The 16218-nt window shown below is 70.0% G+C and carries 15 protein-coding genes; 7 read left to right on the top strand and 8 right to left on the bottom strand.

Going from position 1 to position 16218, the window contains the following annotated elements; genetic code table 11:
• The first annotated feature begins 42 nt into the window (after nucleotides 1-42).
• Nucleotides 43-1008 carry a LysR family transcriptional regulator gene (locus tag OG266_RS10005; RefSeq protein ID WP_371544736.1) on the top strand — a complete coding sequence of 322 codons (966 nt, stop codon included), beginning with the start codon at nucleotides 43-45 and terminating at the stop codon, nucleotides 1006-1008.
• A 15-nt stretch (nucleotides 1009-1023) separates the two neighbouring features.
• On the opposite strand, the gene OG266_RS10000 is transcribed toward OG266_RS10005, so the two are convergent.
• On the bottom strand, nucleotides 1024-1887 hold the full coding sequence (locus OG266_RS10000) for a phosphotransferase enzyme family protein (protein WP_371544735.1): 864 nt from the start codon (nucleotides 1885-1887) through the stop codon (nucleotides 1024-1026).
• Between the two features lie 254 nt (nucleotides 1888-2141).
• Between OG266_RS10000 and OG266_RS09995 the strand changes: the two genes are divergently transcribed.
• Genes OG266_RS09995 through mgt form a run of 4 tightly spaced genes read left to right on the top strand, consistent with a single transcriptional unit; the run spans nucleotide 2142 to nucleotide 6437 of the window.
• Nucleotides 2142-3077: a sugar ABC transporter permease gene (locus tag OG266_RS09995; protein WP_326720067.1), complete on the top strand. Its 936-nt coding sequence runs from the start codon at nucleotides 2142-2144 to the stop codon at nucleotides 3075-3077.
• Entirely contained in the window at nucleotides 3074-3907 is an 834-nt protein-coding gene (locus OG266_RS09990; protein ID WP_266474008.1) for a carbohydrate ABC transporter permease, read from the top strand. Before OG266_RS09995 ends, OG266_RS09990 begins: the two co-directional genes overlap by 4 nt.
• Nucleotides 3907-5184: an ABC transporter substrate-binding protein gene (locus OG266_RS09985; protein ID WP_371544731.1), complete on the top strand. Its 1278-nt coding sequence runs from the start codon at nucleotides 3907-3909 to the stop codon at nucleotides 5182-5184. The genes OG266_RS09990 and OG266_RS09985 overlap by 1 nt, the downstream gene beginning before the upstream one ends.
• Before the next feature lie 44 nt (nucleotides 5185-5228).
• Nucleotides 5229-6437: a macrolide-inactivating glycosyltransferase gene (mgt, locus tag OG266_RS09980; RefSeq protein ID WP_371544728.1), complete on the top strand. Its 1209-nt coding sequence runs from the start codon at nucleotides 5229-5231 to the stop codon at nucleotides 6435-6437.
• A 16-nt stretch (nucleotides 6438-6453) separates the two neighbouring features.
• On the opposite strand, the gene OG266_RS09975 is transcribed toward mgt, so the two are convergent.
• Nucleotides 6454-8724 carry an MMPL family transporter gene (locus tag OG266_RS09975; protein WP_371544726.1) on the bottom strand — a complete coding sequence of 757 codons (2271 nt, stop codon included), beginning with the start codon at nucleotides 8722-8724 and terminating at the stop codon, nucleotides 6454-6456.
• Nucleotides 8725-8953: 229 nt separating this feature from the next.
• Here OG266_RS09975 and OG266_RS09970 point away from each other — a divergent pair, with 229 nt between their 5' ends.
• Nucleotides 8954-9511, top strand: a complete 558-nt coding sequence (locus OG266_RS09970) for a DUF1697 domain-containing protein (protein WP_371544724.1) — start codon at nucleotides 8954-8956, stop codon at nucleotides 9509-9511.
• Here OG266_RS09970 and OG266_RS09965 read toward each other — a convergent pair.
• Nucleotides 9477-10346 (bottom strand): transglutaminase-like domain-containing protein, encoded by an 870-nt coding sequence (locus OG266_RS09965; protein ID WP_371544721.1) that lies wholly within the window; start codon nucleotides 10344-10346, stop codon nucleotides 9477-9479. The two genes, OG266_RS09970 and OG266_RS09965, sit on opposite strands and share 35 nt — an antisense overlap.
• A gap of 95 nt (nucleotides 10347-10441) precedes the next feature.
• Between OG266_RS09965 and OG266_RS09960 the strand changes: the two genes are divergently transcribed.
• Nucleotides 10442-11050, top strand: coding sequence for a TIGR03086 family metal-binding protein (locus tag OG266_RS09960; protein WP_371544718.1), 609 nt, complete (start codon nucleotides 10442-10444; stop codon nucleotides 11048-11050).
• A gap of 11 nt (nucleotides 11051-11061) precedes the next feature.
• On the opposite strand, the gene OG266_RS09955 is transcribed toward OG266_RS09960, so the two are convergent.
• From OG266_RS09955 to OG266_RS09935, 5 genes are all read right to left on the bottom strand, one after another.
• Nucleotides 11062-11799, bottom strand: coding sequence for a sirohydrochlorin chelatase (locus OG266_RS09955; protein ID WP_371544715.1), 738 nt, complete (start codon nucleotides 11797-11799; stop codon nucleotides 11062-11064).
• Between the two features lie 7 nt (nucleotides 11800-11806).
• Nucleotides 11807-12709 (bottom strand): ABC transporter permease, encoded by a 903-nt coding sequence (locus OG266_RS09950; RefSeq protein ID WP_266473991.1) that lies wholly within the window; start codon nucleotides 12707-12709, stop codon nucleotides 11807-11809.
• Nucleotides 12696-13484: an ABC transporter ATP-binding protein gene (locus OG266_RS09945; protein ID WP_266473989.1), complete on the bottom strand. Its 789-nt coding sequence runs from the start codon at nucleotides 13482-13484 to the stop codon at nucleotides 12696-12698. The genes OG266_RS09950 and OG266_RS09945 overlap by 14 nt, the downstream gene beginning before the upstream one ends.
• Before the next feature lie 36 nt (nucleotides 13485-13520).
• Nucleotides 13521-14630 (bottom strand): aliphatic sulfonate ABC transporter substrate-binding protein, encoded by a 1110-nt coding sequence (locus OG266_RS09940; RefSeq protein ID WP_371544712.1) that lies wholly within the window; start codon nucleotides 14628-14630, stop codon nucleotides 13521-13523.
• A gap of 230 nt (nucleotides 14631-14860) precedes the next feature.
• The gene (locus OG266_RS09935; RefSeq protein WP_266473984.1) at nucleotides 14861-16216 is read right to left on the bottom strand and encodes a sulfate adenylyltransferase subunit 1; all 1356 of its coding nucleotides are present in this window, start codon (nucleotides 16214-16216) and stop codon (nucleotides 14861-14863) included.
• Nucleotides 16217-16218 lie beyond the last annotated feature (2 nt).

Raw genomic sequence — 16218 nt, 5'->3', positions numbered from 1 at the left:
GATCTTTTAGTTTCCCTACATCGGGCGCCTACACTGGGACGCGTGGACGAAAGGCAGCTGAAGATCCTGCGGGAGCTCGGCGAACTGGGCAGCGTCACCGCGGTCGCCGAGGCGCTGCTGGTGACGCCCTCGGCGATCTCGCAGCAACTGCGGCTGCTGCAGCGGGCGATCCCGGTCCCGCTCACCGAGCGCCAGGGCCGACGGCTGGTGCTCACCGACGCCGGACAGGCGCTGGCGGGCGCGGCGGTCGAGGTGGAGACGGCTCTGGCACGGGCCCGGCACACGGTCGACGAGTTCCTCGACCGGCCCGACGGCGAGGTGTCGGTGGCGGCGTTCCACAGTGCGGGTTCGACGTTCTTCCCGCCGCTGCTGCGCGGCCTCGCCGGACCCGGCAGGCCGGTTCTGGCGCTGGCGGACGAGGACGTGGCGCAGGACGACTTCCCCCGGCTGACCCGGGAGTACGACCTCGTCCTCGCCCATCGCCTCGACCACGCCCCGCCGTGGCCGCGCACGGTGACCGTGACCACACTGCTGCGCGAGCCGCTCGACGTGGCGATGCCCGCCGACCACCCGCTCGCCGCCAAGCGGCGGGTCTCCCCACGGGATGTGGCCGACCAGCCGTGGATCACGGTGCACGACGGCTTCCCGGTCATGGCCACCATCGAGGCCATCGCCGCCGCGGCCGGCCGCCCGCTCCATCTCGCGCACCGCATCAACGAGTTCGCGGTGGTCGCCGAGGCCGTCGCCGCCGGGGGCGGCCTCGCGCTGATGCCCCGCTGGACCACGCGGCCGCACCCCGCGCTGGTCCTGAAGCCGCTCAGCGGCGTACAGGCCAGACGGCACATCGACGCGCTGCACCGCCCCGAGCGCACGGCCCGCAAGGCGGTACGCACGGTCCTGGCGGAGCTGCGCCGGGCCGCCCGCACGATCCAGGCCCGGGACACGGGCGAACCGTGGCCGGCTCTCGAGGCCCGCGGCACATCCGTACCCCCGGACCCGGACCGGTAGCGAGCCCGGCGCTCCTCAGAACGAGTACCAGCGCACGCTCTCGTCGCCGTCCCGCAGCGACGCCACCCTCCGCTCGAACTCCGCCAGCGCCTTCGGGTTGGCCGGCGCGTGCTGGGCGACCCAGGCGCAGCTGGCGGTCTCGCGCGCTCCCCGGAGCACGGAACAGCCCTCCCACGCACGGACGTCCCAGCCGTACGTCTCGGTGAAGGAGTCGTACGCCTCGGCAGGCAGCCCGTAGCGGTCGCGGGACAGGGCCATGACCACCAGGTCGTGCTCGCGGAGGTCGGCGGAGAAGGTCTCCAGGTCGACCAGGACCGGGCCGTCGGGGCCGACATGGACGTTGCGGGGCAGCGCGTCGCCATGGATCGGGCCGGGCGGAAGGTGCGGGGTCAGGGCTGACGCGGCCGTCGCGAAGCCGTCGCGCCGGGCCCGCAGATACGCCGCGTCCGAAGGATTGATTGCGTCGCCTGCCAGACGCAGCCACCGCTCCACACCGCCCAGCAGTTCGCGGGGCGGCAACTCGAAGGCGGGAGAAGGGAGGGCGTGCACCACCCGTAGCAGTTCGGCCAGATCTCGGGGCTCCGTGGGGCGTACGGGATCGGGCAGCCGGTGCCACACCGTCACCGGGTGACCGTCGACCAGCCGCGCTTTGGGTTCCGCCGCCCGCACCGCCGGGACGCCCGCGTCGGCGAGCCAGGCCGCGATGTCTAGCTCCCGCCTTGCGCGGTCGAGGAGTTCGGCGTCGCGCCCCACCTTGACGACCAGGTCACCGGCGGCGAACACCGCGTTCTCGCCCAGGGCGAGGAGCGTCGCCTCCCGCACCGGCTCCGGCAGCACACCCGCCGCGGCCAGTACGTTCCGCGCCTGTGCCTCGTCCATCCGTCGCCTCCCATGGTTCCCGCCGGCTCTCCGCGTGCGGGGTCACGATCACGCCATTTACGACGGCCAGTGTCGCATTCGCACTGGTCGGAGGCCCACGAAGGGCTTGCACGCTGTCTTGACGTCGCGTCAGACAATTAGCACGATGACGGGGCCGCCGGGACGTTGGGCCCGGCCCCCCACGAGCCCGCCCCCCCACGAGCCCGGACCTCCACGAGCCGCGACCCCCACGAGCCGCCGAAGGAGCCGAATCCGTGACATTGGCGACCGCGACGAGGCGGTCAACGAAGCGTGCGCGCGGCGGGGGCGGGGAGCGTCGTCCCGCCGACCACGGCGCCTGGTTCCTGGTGCTGCCCGCGCTGATCCCGATCCTGGTGCTCAGCGTCGGACCGCTGCTGTACGGGATCGCGCTGGCGTTCACCGACTCGCAGTCGGGGCGGACCCGGTCCACGCAGTGGATCGGCGTGCTCAACTTCCAGGACCTGCTGCACGACACACTGTTCTGGGACTCGTTCCGGATCGGGCTGCTGTGGGCGGTCGGGGTGACCGTGCCGCAGTTCCTCCTCGCGCTGGGACTTGCCCTCCTGCTCAACCAGGAGCTCCGCCTGCGCTGGCTCGCGCGCGCCCTCGCGATCGTCCCCTGGGCGATGCCCGAGGTCGTCGTCGGCGTCATGTGGCGGCTGGTCTACAACCCGGACGCCGGCATCCTCAACGAGACCCTGCGCGACCTCGGCCTCGGTGACGGCCGCGACTGGCTCAGCGGTCTGGCGACCGCCCTGCCCGCCGTCATCGTCGTCGGCGTCTGGGCGGGCATGCCCCAGACGACGGTGGCCCTGCTCGCCGGCCTGCAGAACACGCCGCGCGAACTGCACGAGGCCGCCGCGATGGACGGCGCCGGAGCCTGGCGCCGCTTCCGGACGGTCACCTGGCCCGCCCTGAGGCCGGTGGCGCTCGCCATCACCGCGCTCAACCTGATCTGGAACTTCAACTCCTTCGCGCTGGTCTACGTACTCACCAACGGCGGACCCGGCGGCCGGACCCGGCTGCCCATGCTCTTCGCCTACGAAGAGGCCTTCCGCTACGGCCAGTTCGGCTACGCCGCGGCGATGGGCTGCGTGATGGTCGCGCTGATCTCGGTCCTCCTCGCCGTCTTCCTCGTCGGCCGCCTGAGGGGAGGTGAGGACGCATGAGGACCAGCAAGGGCGCCCGCGTCGGCCAGTACCTCGCACTCCTCGGCTATCTCGTCTTCCTCGCCTTCCCCTTCGTCTGGCTGATCTCTACCGCCTTCAAGCCCCCGCGCGAGCTGGCGAGCCTGCACCCCACCTGGATCCCCAGGAATCCCACCCTCGCCAACTTCCGGCAGGCCTTCGACGAACAGCCTTTGCTGCAGGCCGCGTTCAACTCCCTCGTCGCGGCGCTCGGCGCGGCGGTCATCGCCGTACTGGTCGCGACCCCGATGGCGTACGTCATGGCCCGGCACCGAACCCGGCTCGCGAAGGCCGCCACCGGGTGGGTGGTGGTCAGCCAGGCGTTCCCGTTCGTGCTCGTGATCATCCCGCTGTTCCTGGTCCTCAAGAACCTCCGGCTGATCAACTCACTGCCGGGGCTGGTCATGGTGTACGTGGTGTGGGCGCTGCCGTTCGCGCTGTGGATGCTGGTGGGCTATGTACGGGCCGTGCCCACCGAGTTGGAGGAGGCCGCGGCGGTCGACGGGGCGGGGAAACTGCGCACCCTCGTCTCCATCACCGCGCCGCTGCTCGCGCCCGGCATCGTGGCGACGGCGCTGTTCGCGTTCATCAGTGCGTGGAACGAGTTCTTCTTCGCGCTCGTGCTCCTCAAGACCCCGGAGAAACAGACGCTGCCGGTCGTCCTCACCCACTTCATCGGAGCCGAGGGTGTCGCGGACCTCGGCCCGCTCGCGGCAGCGGCGTTCCTCGCGACCCTCCCGTCGCTGGTCGTCTTCGCGATCATCCAGAAGCGGATCACGGGCGGCATGCTCGCCGGGGCGGTGAAGAGCTGATGCGTACGCGATGGATCCTCGCGCTGGTCATGGGGCTGCTGCTCACGGCCTGCTCCTCGGACGACGGCGGCTCCGACGGACGGATCACCCTCCGATTCCAGTCACTCGCCTGGCAGGAGGAGTCCGTCGACGCCAACAAGGAGCTGGTGGAGGAGTGGAACGCCGTACATCCGGACGTCAAGGTCGAGTATGTGCAGGGGAGTTGGGACAGCGTCCACGACCAGCTGCTCACCTCCTTCGAGGGCGGTGAGGCGCCGGACATCATCCATGACGCCTCGGACGACCTCGCGGACTTCGCGTACGGCGGATACCTCGCGGAACTCGGTGAGTTGCTGCCCGAGCGGCTGAAGTCCGACATCCCGCAGCGCAGTTGGGAGACGGCGACCTTCGGGGACGGGATCTACGGAGTGCCGTTCCTCCAGGAGCCGCGTGTCCTCATCGCCAACGCCGAGTGGCTCAAGGAGTCGGGCGTCCGCATTCCGACGCCCGAGAACCCCTGGACGTGGGAGGAGTTCCGCTCGATCGCCAAGGAGCTGAGCGGCGAGGGAAAGTACGGGGTCGCCTGGCCGCTCAAGGAGCCGGTCTCCGCGACGCTCAACCTCTCCCTCTCCACCAGCGGGCAGATGTTCCACCGGGGCGAGGACGGCAAGGTGACGGTCCGTTTCGACTCGGCCGACGAGGTGGTGCCGAGGACGGTTCACGACGAGGTGAACACGGACGGGAGCGCGTCGAGTACGACGCTCGGCATGGGCGGCTCCGACACGCTGCCCGGGTTCTTCGGCGGCAAGTACGCGATGGTCCCGCTCGGCTTCTCCTACCGGCAGCAGATCGTCCAGCAGGCACCCAAGGGCTTCGACTGGCAAGTGCTGCCCGCTCCGGCGGGCGCGGACGGCCTCACCCAGGGCGTCAGCCCGCAGACCCTCTCCATCGCAGAGGACAGCCCGCACAAGAAGGAGGCCGCCGAGTTCATCGACTTCCTGCTCCAGCCGAAGAACATGGTCCGGCTCGCCCTCGGCGACTGGATGCTGCCCACCGGCACCGAGGCACTCAAGGACCCCGCCCTGCACACCACCAAGGACGACTGGGCGACCGGCACCGCGCTCGCCGCCCAGCTGCGCTCGGCGCCCGCCCAGTCCGTGCGCGGCTACCCCGAGTGGAAGGACAAGGTCGCGACGCCCGCGTTCCAGGAGTACTACAGCGGGGCGATCGACCTCGATGAGCTGCGAAAACGGCTGGTGGAGGACGGGAATCTGGTGCTGGCCCGCTATCAGAGGTAGCAATTCAATTGCACGAGACGTCTCGTCTCGCTTAGTGTCCCGCTATGACTTCACGACGAGCCCATATCGCCATGTTCTCGATTGCCGCCCACGGGCACGTGAACCCGAGCATCGAGGTGATCCGGGAGCTCGTCGCGCGCGGGCACCGGGTCACGTACGCGATTCCGCCGGTCTTCGCCGACAAGGTCGCGGCGACCGGCGCCGAACCCGTCCTCTACACCTCGACGCTGCCGTCTCCCGACGACGACCCCGCTGCCTGGGGGAGCACCCTCCTCGACAACGTCGAACCCTTCCTGGCGGACGCGATCCAGGCGCTGCCGCAGCTCGTGAAGGCGTACGAGGGTGACGAGCCGGACCTCGTGCTGCACGACATCACGTCCTACCCGGCCCGTGTCCTCGCGCACCGCTGGGGCGTCCCGGCCGTCTCCCTGTCGCCGAACCTCGTCGCCTGGACCGGCTACGAGGAGGAGGTCGCCGAGCCGATGTGGGCGGAGCCGCTCAAGACCGAGCGCGGACAGGCGTACTACGCACGCTTCGAGGCCTGGCTGGCGGAGAACGGGATCACGCAGCACCCTGACCCGTTCACCGGCCGTCCCGCCCGCTCCCTCGTACTGATCCCGAAGGCGCTCCAGCCGCACGCGGACCGGGTGGACGAGACGGTCCACACCTTCGTCGGCGCCTGCCAGGGCGACCGGGCGGCGCAGGGCGAGTGGCAGCGGCCCGCGGGAGTCGAAAAGGTGCTGCTCGTGTCGCTGGGCTCCAGTTTCACCAAGCAGCCCGACTTCTACCGGGAGTGCGTCAAGGCGTTCGGCGAGCTGCCCGGCTGGCATGTCGTGCTGGGGATCGGGAAGTTCGTCGACCCCGCCGAGCTGGGCGAGGTGCCCGGCAATGTGGAGGTGCACCAGTGGGTGCCGCAGCTCTCGGTCCTCCGTCAGGCCGACGTGTTCATCACCCACGCGGGGGCGGGCGGCAGCCAGGAGGGGCTGGCCACCGGGACGCCGATGGTCGCCGTACCTCAGGCCGTCGACCAGTTCGGGAACGCCGACATGCTCCAGGCGCTCGGCGTCGCCCGTCACCTATCGATGGAGGAGGCGACGGCCGAGAACCTGCGTGAGACCGTCCTCGCACTGGCCGCGGATTCCGGGGTGGCGAGCCGCCTGCACGAGATCCAGGAGCAGATGGCGGGGGAGGGCGGCACAAGGCGGGCAGCCGACCTCATCGAGGCCGAACTGCCCGCCGACGTACAGGTGTAGCCGGTCGTGGGTGGAGCTACACCCCGACCTTCTCGCCCTCCACGGCGGGCGGCTGAGGCGGTGACAAAGCCTCGGCCGACTCGTCGTGCGTGAGGTCGGGCAGGCGGTTCATCCACTTCGGCAGGTACCAGTTGCGCTCGCCGAGCAGGGCCATCACGGCCGGGAGCAGCACCCCGCGGATGACGGTCGCGTCGATGAGTACCGCGGCCGCCAGGCCCACGCCCATCTGCTTCATGGACTGCATGGACAGCGTTCCGAAGATCGCGAAGACGGCGACCATGATGATCGCGGCGCTGGTGACGACGCCCGCCGTGGTGACCACGCCGTGCCGGATCGCGTCCTTGGTCTCGAGCCCCCGCAGCCGTGCCTCACGGATCCGCGAGACCACGAACACGTGGTAGTCCATCGAGAGCCCGAAGAGGATCACGAAGAGGAACAGCGGCAGCCAGGTCACGATGGCGCCCACCCCCTCCGCGCCCACCAGCGACGCGCCCCAGCCGTGCTGGAAGACGGCGACCAGGATGCCGTAAGCGGCAGCGACCGAAAGGAGGTTGAGGGCGATCGAGGTGATCGCGATCGTCAGCGAGCGGAACGAGAGCAGCATCAGCAGGAAGGCGAAGACGACCACGAACGCGAAGACCGGGGTCACCGAGCCGACCAGCTGTTCGTTGAAGTCGTGCGATCCCGCGACCTGCCCGGTGATCGGCGCCTCGACTCCGTCGACCTTGCCGAGCGTGTCCGGCCGTACCGTGTCGCGCAGAAGACCCAGGCTCTCCTCCGCCTTGCCCTGATCGGAACCGCCGACCAGCGGTACGGAGACGAAGGCGACGTTCTGCGCGTCGTGCACCTTGATGTCGACCGGGCCCAGCGAGGCGCCCGAACTGATCGCCTCCGTACGGAACTCGGCGAGCGCGGACCTCACGTCGGCGGCGTTGATGTCGTCCGCCTTGACGACCACCACGGCGGGATCCGAACCGCCGGGGAAGGCGTCGTTGACCCGGTTGTACGTGCCCACGATCGGCACCGAGTCGCCGAACTCCTGGTCCAGGGTGAGGTTCTGCGTCTTCATGCCCAGCGCGGGCGCGGAGATGGCAAGCAGTGCGCCCGCCGCCACGACCAGCGCGAGGCCGGGCTTGGCGAGTACGACGTTCAGCACGGCGCCCCAGAAGCGGCTCTCGCCGTTGCCCTTGCGTCCGTTGCCGTTCTTGCGCCGCTTGGCGCGGTGCAGGAACGGAATCCGACCCTTCTCGACCCGCTCACCGAGCAGCGACAGCAGGGCGGGCAGCACCGTCACCGAACCGACCATGGCGACCGCCACGACCATCAGCGAGGCCAGACCCATCGCCTCGAAGTCGGCGAGCCCGGTGAAGAGCATGCCGGCCATCGCCACGCACACCGTCACACCCGAGACGATGATCGCGCGGCCACTGGTCGCGGCGGCGATCCGCAGAGCGGTCTCGGGGTCGCGACCCGCCGCGCGCTCCTCGCGCTCACGCCGAAGGTAGAACAGGCAGTAGTCGACGCCGACTGCCAGACCGACAAGGAGCATCACGGAGCTGGCCGTGTCGCTCATCGGCATCACATGGCTGACCACGGCCATCAGGCCCATCGTCGCCATGATCGCGGTGATCGCCAGCGCCACCGGTACCAGCGCCGCGACCAGCGCGCCGAACGCGATCAGCAGAATGCCGAACGCCACGGGCACGGCGGAGAATTCGGCCCGCTTGAAGTCCTTGCCGGTCGCGTCGGCGAAGGTCTCGTTCATGCTGGCGCCGCCGATCTCCTCGATCCGCAGCTCGGAGTGGCCCTTCTGCACCCCCTCGACGGCCTTGAGCACCGGCTCGACGCGGTCGCCCGCGGTCTCCGCCTCGCCGCGCATGTCGAACTGCACCAGCGCGCTGCGGCCGTCCTTCGAGATCGTGCCGGCGTCGTACGGCGACGTCACGTCCGTGACCTCCCCGGTGCCCTCGACCGCTGTGACGACCTCCGCGACGGCGCTCCGGAACCCGGCGTCCGTGGCCTTGGTGTTCGCGTCCTTGGCCTGGATCAGGACGCTCTCACTGGCCGGCTCCTCGATCCCCGCGTCCTCGATTATCTTCGCGGCGGTGTGCGTCTCGCCCTTGAGTGCCTCGCTCTCCTTGACCTCGACGCTGCCCACGGCCGAGCCGAGCCCCATCGACAGGACGACGAACAGCACCCAGATTCCTACGGCCGCCCATCGGTGGCGGGCGCTCCAGCCGCCCGCTCGGGCGGCGATCCCCCGCACCCTTGTGTCTCGGTTCCCCATGACGGGCAAGCCCCCTCGTCTGCGGTGACAACCCCCTGTCGCCACCTCGCACTTCGAAGGTATGGGCCGGATAAGAGCGTCTCGTCGTGCTGCCCGGTGAGCCGCCGGGCGCCCGGCTCCTCCGTGCGGACCCCGCCCCCTCCGCACTGCGGAGGATGAGAGCCCCCTACACGTAATGACCCTTCTCGGGGGTCATGATCAGGGTGAAGGCTCGCCTTATGGTGTGCGGATGACGACGAAGACGTACGCGGCGCTGCTCCGCGGGATCAATGTGGGCGGAGCCAAGAAGGTGCCGATGGCCGAGCTGCGCACACTCCTTGAGGGGCTCGGGTACGGCGGCGTCCGCACATATCTGCAGAGCGGCAACGCCGTCTTCACCGTCGGCCACGGCGACGAGGAGTCCCTCGCCGCCGAGCTGGCACAGGCCATCGAGAAGCACTTCGGCTTCACGGTGGGCGTGCTGGTGCGCGACCACGCCTACCTCAGGGCCGTACGGGAGGCGTGCCCGTTCCCGGCCGCCGAACTGGAGGCCAAGCAGCTGCACGCCACATACTTCTCGGCCCCCGTCGACGCCGAGCGCTTCGCCTCCGTCGACCAACTGGCCTTCCTCCCAGAGGAGTTCCGGATCGGCGACCGCGTCCTGTACCTCTACGCCCCCGACGGCCTCGGCCGCTCCAAGCTGGGGGAGGCGCTGTCCAAGCCCAGACTCCTCAAGGGCGTCACCGCCACCACCCGCAACTGGAACACCGTCGTCAAGCTGGAGGAGCTGACCGCTGCCGCAGAGTGACCTTGCGGTCGCCGCGGTAGGTCGTGTACGAGGTGATCTCGTCCGGGACGGTGAGGCGCGGGTCCTGGTAGAGACGCCGTAGCTCCTCGTCGGAGCGGGCGTCGGCGACGGCGTCGATCAGGGCGAGGTCGTCCTCGGTGAGGGACGCGTCGTCGAGGATCTCGGGGCCCCAGCCGTCCCAGGGGAGCGGCTCCACGCCGTGGAGGGCGGCCAGGTCCTGCACGACACGGGCGCGCAGGAACCACATCCCGCCCAGCTCCGGGGCGCCGGAGAAACCGAACGTCCTGAGGTCGCGTTCCCCCGTGCGACACGCCCGCCAGGCCTCGCCCGCCATCAGGAACCGGTCGCGCGGCACGTCCAGCGGATCGAAGGGAACGCCGTACGACCCGTGCAGGACCTGGGCGTCGACCAGCCGCCAACTCCCGTCCGCCACACGGTATTCGGTGACCCAGTGGTCCTCGTGAAAACCGTCGATGAAGTACGTGGCGAAGCCGCCGCGGATCCGTGCGGGTGTCCCCGTGGCCCGCAGCAACGAGCACAGCAGCAGCGAGAAGTCCCGGCAGGTGCCGACGAACCGCTCCTCGGGTGCGCGGGACCTGGTGAGCGGCGCGTCCAGGCGCTCCCGCAGGATCCGCAGCAGCTCGGTCACGTAGCGTGCCTCGGCGTCCGTGTGCAGCCGTTCCTCCGGGATGACGTGGCCGAAGCGCCATCCCTCCAGCCGATGAATGATCAGTTCCCTTACGAGGTGGGCCAGTTGGCCGGGATCGCGCGGCAGGTCACCGGTGTCGAGGTCGCCCGGGTCGCTGTACGCGCTCTGCTTCAGGTAGAGGTCCATGACGGGCACCCTCGGGTCTGCCCCGAGGGCAAGGTCAACCCGGCGCGTCGCGTTTGTTCAAGAGGGGCGCGGGCTGGATGCCTAGCGTGAGGTGCATGAACCGAGACAGCGTGTACCCGTACATGGCCGAATGCGCTGCCGAAGCCGCCCGCGTCGCACGCGGCGTCACGGCCGCCGGCAGCCCACTGACCGGACCCACCCCCTGCGCGGACTGGGACCTGCACACCCTGGTCAACCACTGGGTGCTCTACACCTCGCACGGGATGGAGCACCGGGCGCTGCGCGAGCAGCTCTCCGAGGAGCTGACGGGGCGCGACTTCACGGCCGACCCGGACTGGGCCGAGGCGTACGCGGCCCAGCTGGACCGTGCCGTCGCGGCCTGGAAGGACCCTTCCGTGTGGGAGGGCGAGGTCGACCTCGGAATGGCGAAGATGCCGGCCGCCGAGCTCGCCTCGATGATCGTCAAGGAGACGGCCGTCCACGGCTGGGACGTCGCGACCGCCACCGGGCAGGAGTTCCGCGTCTCGGACGGCGCCGGCCGGCTCGTCCTGGACGTCGTGGAGACGCACGGCGACCTCTACCGTCAGTACGACGGCTTCGCCGACCCGGTGGCCGTTCCCGAGGACGCGCCCGCCTTCGAACGCGCGCTGGCGGCGAGCGGACGGGATCCGCGGCGGGCCACCGTGGGCGACGCGCACCGGTGACGTCGGGCTGTTCAGCCCACCGCCGCCAGGGCCGGCAGCGAAGCCTCGTCGTACCGGTCGAGGAGCACCCGCGCCACCTCCGGCGCCGGACCGAGCACATCGGCGAGTACGTCCGCCTCGGCGGCGCCCCGTGCGATGCGGTCCGGCAGGAAGCCGGGCGCGAGGACGTAGCGCGCGACCGCGACCCGGGCGCAGCCGAGGGCCCGCAGTTCGCGTACGGCTTCCTCTGTGCGGGGCCCCGACGCGGAGGCGAACGCAGGTCGCACGGCGCACCAGCCGGTGTGCCGCCACTCCCGCGCGATTTCAGCGATCACTGCGATCGCCTCCGGGTCCGTGGACCCCGCCGAGGCCAGTACGACCCCGGTCGAGGACTTGTCGGCCGGCGTCAACCCGGCCTCGTACAAACGCCGTTCGAGGGCAGAGAGCAGCAGCGGCGACGGGCCGAGCACCTCCGCCTGGCGGATGCGGAGCTGCCGCGGCGCGCTGTGCAGGACCGCCGGGATGTCCGACTTCGCGTGGAAGGCGCGGGTCAGGAGCAGGGGTAGGGCGACCACGTCCCGTACGCCCTCGGCCGCGAGGGACTCCAACACCCCGTTCACCGACGGGATGTTGAAGTCCAGGAAGCCGGTCTCGACGCGGATGCCGGGGCGCTGTGCCCGTACCCGCCGCACCAGGGCGTGCACCGTCGCGGCGTGCCGCGGATCGCGGCTGCCGTGGGCGATGACCAGAAGGACCGGCTGTTGGCGCATGGTCGGCTCAGCTCTTCACCAGCAGACCGCGGCTGCGCAGGACCCACCGCTCCAGCGGACTGAAGATCAGCAGGTCGATGGCGATGCCGACGAACAGGATGAGCAGGATGGCGAGGAAGACGGTCGCCATGTCGCTGTTGTTGCGGCCGTTCTCCAGGAGCTGGCCGAGGCCCACACCCAGGTCCGGGAAGGAAGCGATGATCTCCGCCGCCATCAGCGAACGCCACGAGAACGCCCAGCCCTGCTTCAGGCCTGCGAGGTAGCCGGGCAGGGCGGCCGGCATGACGACGTGCCAGGTGCCGCGCAGCCCCGTCGCGCCCATCGTGCGTCCCGCGCGCAGGTACAGCGGCGGCACCTGGTCGATGCCGGACACCAGCCCGTTGGCGATCGAGGGGACCGCGCCGAGCAGGATCACCGCGTACATCATCGAGTTGTTCAGGCCCAGCCAGATCACGGCCGGCGGCACCCAGGCCACCGACGGCAGGGACTGCAGGCCCGACAGGATCGGGCCGATCGCCGCACGGATGAACTTCACGCGCGCCACCAGGAGACCCAGCGGGGTACCGATGGCGAGCGCCAATACGAAGCCGGCCAGGCCGCGGGAGACGCTCGTCCAGATGTAGCCGAGCAGCTTGCCCTCCAGCCAGGCCTGCTCGATCTGGTCCCAGACGGCGCCCGGCGAGGGCAGCTTGCTCGGGTCGGTGACGACCTTGAACGAGATCAGCGCCTGCCACACCACAAGCACCAGCGCGATGGCGATGATCGGGGGCAGGATCTTCTGCACGAAGGTCTGCCGGAAGGGAGTGCGGCCCGTCTGGGTCGTCTCCAGGGCGTCGAGGCCCGCCTCCAGACCGGAGAGGTCGTGCGTGTCCCGGGGGACCGCGTCGGTCCTGGTCTCAGTGCTGGCCATGACGGCGGATCTCCCCACGCAGTTCTTCGGTGATCTCGACGGACAGCTCCGCCACGGCGGCGTCCTCGATGCGGCGCGGCTGCGGGATCTCCACCGTCCACTCGCGCGCGATCCGCCCGGGACGGGAGGAGAGGAGTACGACGCGCTCCGCGAGCCGTACCGCCTCGCGCACGTTGTGCGTGACGAACAGCACCGACAGGTTCGTCTCGCGCCAGATGCGGGTCAGCTCGTCGTGCAGTACGTCGCGCGTGATGGCGTCGAGGGCCGCGAACGGCTCGTCCATCAGCAGCAGTTGGCTGTCCTGCGCGAGTGCGCGGGCCAGCGCGACACGCTGCCGCATTCCGCCGGACAGTTCGTGTACGCGCTTGCCGTACGCGCCCTTCAGGCGGACGAGTCCGAGCAGTTCTTCCGCCTTGTCGCGCCGCTCGTCCTTCGCGACACCCCGCAGCCGCAGGGCGAGTTCGATGTTCTTGCCCGCGGTCAGCCACGGGAAGAGCGCGTGCTCCTGGAACATCAGGGCCGGGCGGCCGTTCGTCGAGATGCTGCCGGCGGACGGGGCGTCGAGCCCCGCCACCAGGTTCAGCAGCGTCGACTTGCCACATCCCGAGGCCCCCAGGAGGGTGACGAACTCACCCGGCGCGACATCGAGGGTGATGTCGTCGAGGACCAGCTGCTGCCCGGCGGGCCCGGCGAAGGACTTCGAGACATGCTCGATACGGGCGGCATGCTTCACTGCTTCGGCGCCGTCGGCAGCCTTGGCGAGTGTGGTGGCCATGGTCGTCACCTCCTGGGAACTCATCGGGATCCGGGCTTACTTGGCGCCGAGACCGGCGTCGTCGACCGTGCTCTCGCCCTCGGCCTTGAGGACCTTGTTGAGGAGCGTGAGGTCGTAGATGCCGTCAAGGTCGGGCTTCTCCAGCAGACCCGCCTTCACCGCGTGCTCCGCCTCCGTGTTGAGGGTGGAGGCCAGCGGGTCGTTGATGAACTGGATGGACTTCCACGCCGGGTCGATCACATCCGCCGGAAGCTCCTTGCCGGAGTCGATCTTGAGCTGCGCGTTCGCCGAGGCCTTCGCCTCGTCCGGGTTGGCGTTGATCCACTTGTTGGTCTCGACCGAGCCCTTCAGCACGGCCTCGACGACGTCCGGGTGCTCCTTGAGGAACTTCTGCGACACGATGATGTTCGTGATCACGAACTTCTTGTCCGGCCACAGGTCGGCCTCGTCGAGCAGCACCTTGCCGCCCTCGGCGACCAGCTTGGACGCGGTCGGCTCCGGCACCCAGGCGCCGTCGATGGAGCCGTTCTTGTAGGCGTCCGGGGTGACCTTGTTGTCCGTGCGGACGACGGACACGTCGCCCTTGCCGCTCTCCGCGTCGACCTTCCAGCCCTGGTCCGAGATCCAGTTGAGCAGCGCCACGTCCTGCGTGTTGCCGAGCTGCGGGGTGGCGATCTTCTTGCCCTTGACGTCCTTCAGGGACTTGATCTTGTCCGGGTTGACCACGAGCTTCACGCCGCCGGAGGCTGAGCCGCCGATGATGCGCAGGTTCGTGCCCTTGGACTTGGTGTAGCCGTTGATGGACGGCGAGGGGCCGATCCAGCCGATGTCGATGGAGCCGGAGTTCAGCGCCTCGATCTCGGAGGGTCCGGCGTTGAAGACCGCGTACTCGGCCTTGGTGGCACCGAGCTCCTTCTGGAGGAAGCCCTTCTGGTTGCCCACCAGCGCGGTCGCGTGGGTGAGGTTGCCGAAGTAGCCGATCTTCACGGAGTCGAGACCGTCGATCTTCTCGGCGCCGGCGGCGACCTTCGTGGTGCCCTCGTCCTCGGAGTCGGAACCGTAGCCGCAGGCGGCGAGGGTGAGGAGGGGCAGTGCGGCTATCAGCGCGAGGCCGCGCTTCAGGGCAAGAGAGCGGTTGGCAGGCACGGGAGGTGTTCCTCTCGTTGGCCCGGCGGTCACGGTTTCAGTACGTGGCCGGGAAGGTCGACGGGTCTTCGTCGCGTCCGCGACGGCGGGTGGGGGGACGGGGCGCGCAAGCGGTGCGCGTACGTCATCGCGCACATCGCGCGACTCCGCCCTGCCCGCTGCCGAGGGCGCCGCTGCCTACGCGGCCGCCCTCCTTCGCGAACGTGGAGTAGATGTCGATGAGGTTCACGTCAGAAGTCCCAACCGTCGTCGTCGGTCTCGGACTTGACGGGCTCCGGCGAGGCGAACGACTCGCCGACCATGCCCGCGGTCAGCGTGGTGCCGTCGGCCGGGTCGATCAGGATGAACGCGCCGGTGCGCCGTGAGTCGGCGTACGAGTCGAGCGGCAGCGGCTCGGCGGTACGGATCTTCACGCGGCCGATGTCGTTGGCGACGAGCTGCCCGGGGTGCGGGTGCAGGGACAGGTCGTCGAGGGTCAGCCGGGACGGGATGTCCTTGACGATCGCTTTGACCGTGCGGGTGCCGTGCTTGAGCAGCACCCGGTGGCCGACGGTGAGGGGCTGGTCGGCGACGTGGCAGACGGTCGCCTCGACGTCCTGCGTGATCGGGGGCGCGTCCGTGGTCGGCACGATCAGGTCGCCGCGCGAGATGTCGACGTCGTCGTCAAGCAGGAGGGTCACCGACTGCGGGGTCCAGGCGACGTCGACCGACGTGCCCAGCAGATCGATCCCGGCGATCGTGGACGTACGCCCGGACGGCAGAACCGTGACCGGGGAGCCGACGCGGAAGGTTCCGGCCGCGATCTGACCCGCGTAGCCCCGGTAGTCCGGGTGCTCGGCGGTCTGCGGGCGGATCACGTACTGCACGGGCAGGCGGGCGTGGCAGCTCGTCAGGTCGTGGCTGACCGGGACCGTCTCCAGGTGCTCCAGGACTGTCGGACCGCCGTACCAGTCCATGTTCGCGGAGGGTTCCACCACGTTGTCGCCGGTGAGCGCCGAGATCGGGATCGCGGTGATCTCGGGGACGCCCAGTTCGGAGGCGTACGCCGTGAACTCCTCGGCGATCGCCGCGAAGACGGACTCCTTGTACTCGACGAGGTCCATCTTGTTGACGGCGAGGACGACGTGCGGGACGCGCAGGAGGGCGGCGACGGCGGCGTGCCGGCGGGTCTGCTCGATGACGCCGTTGCGGGCGTCCACCAGGACGACGGCCAGGTCGGCGGTGGAGGCGCCGGTGACCATGTTCCGCGTGTACTGCACATGCCCGGGGGTGTCGGCGAGGATGAACCGGCGGCGCGCGGTTGCGAAGTAGCGGTAGGCGACGTCGATGGTGATGCCCTGCTCGCGTTCGGCGCGCAGGCCGTCGGTGAGGAGGGCGAGGTCGGGGGTGTCCTGGCCGCGGCTCTGGGAGACGCGTTCCACGGCCTCGAGCTGGTCGGTGAGGACCGACTTGGAGTCGTGGAGCAGGCGTCCGACGAGGGTGGACTTGCCGTCGTCGACGGACCCCGCGGTGGCGAAGCGCAGCAGGGTGGTCGCCGACAACTGCTCGACCGACAAGGGCTCGGTGGGTTCGGTGGTGCTGGTCATGG

Origin of the sequence: Streptomyces sp. NBC_00554, assembly GCF_041431135.1 — a bacterium.
Classification (GTDB): domain Bacteria; phylum Actinomycetota; class Actinomycetes; order Streptomycetales; family Streptomycetaceae; genus Streptomyces.
The sequence above is the reverse complement of the archived record's forward strand: the minus strand, read 5'-3'. Positions and strand labels throughout refer to the sequence as shown.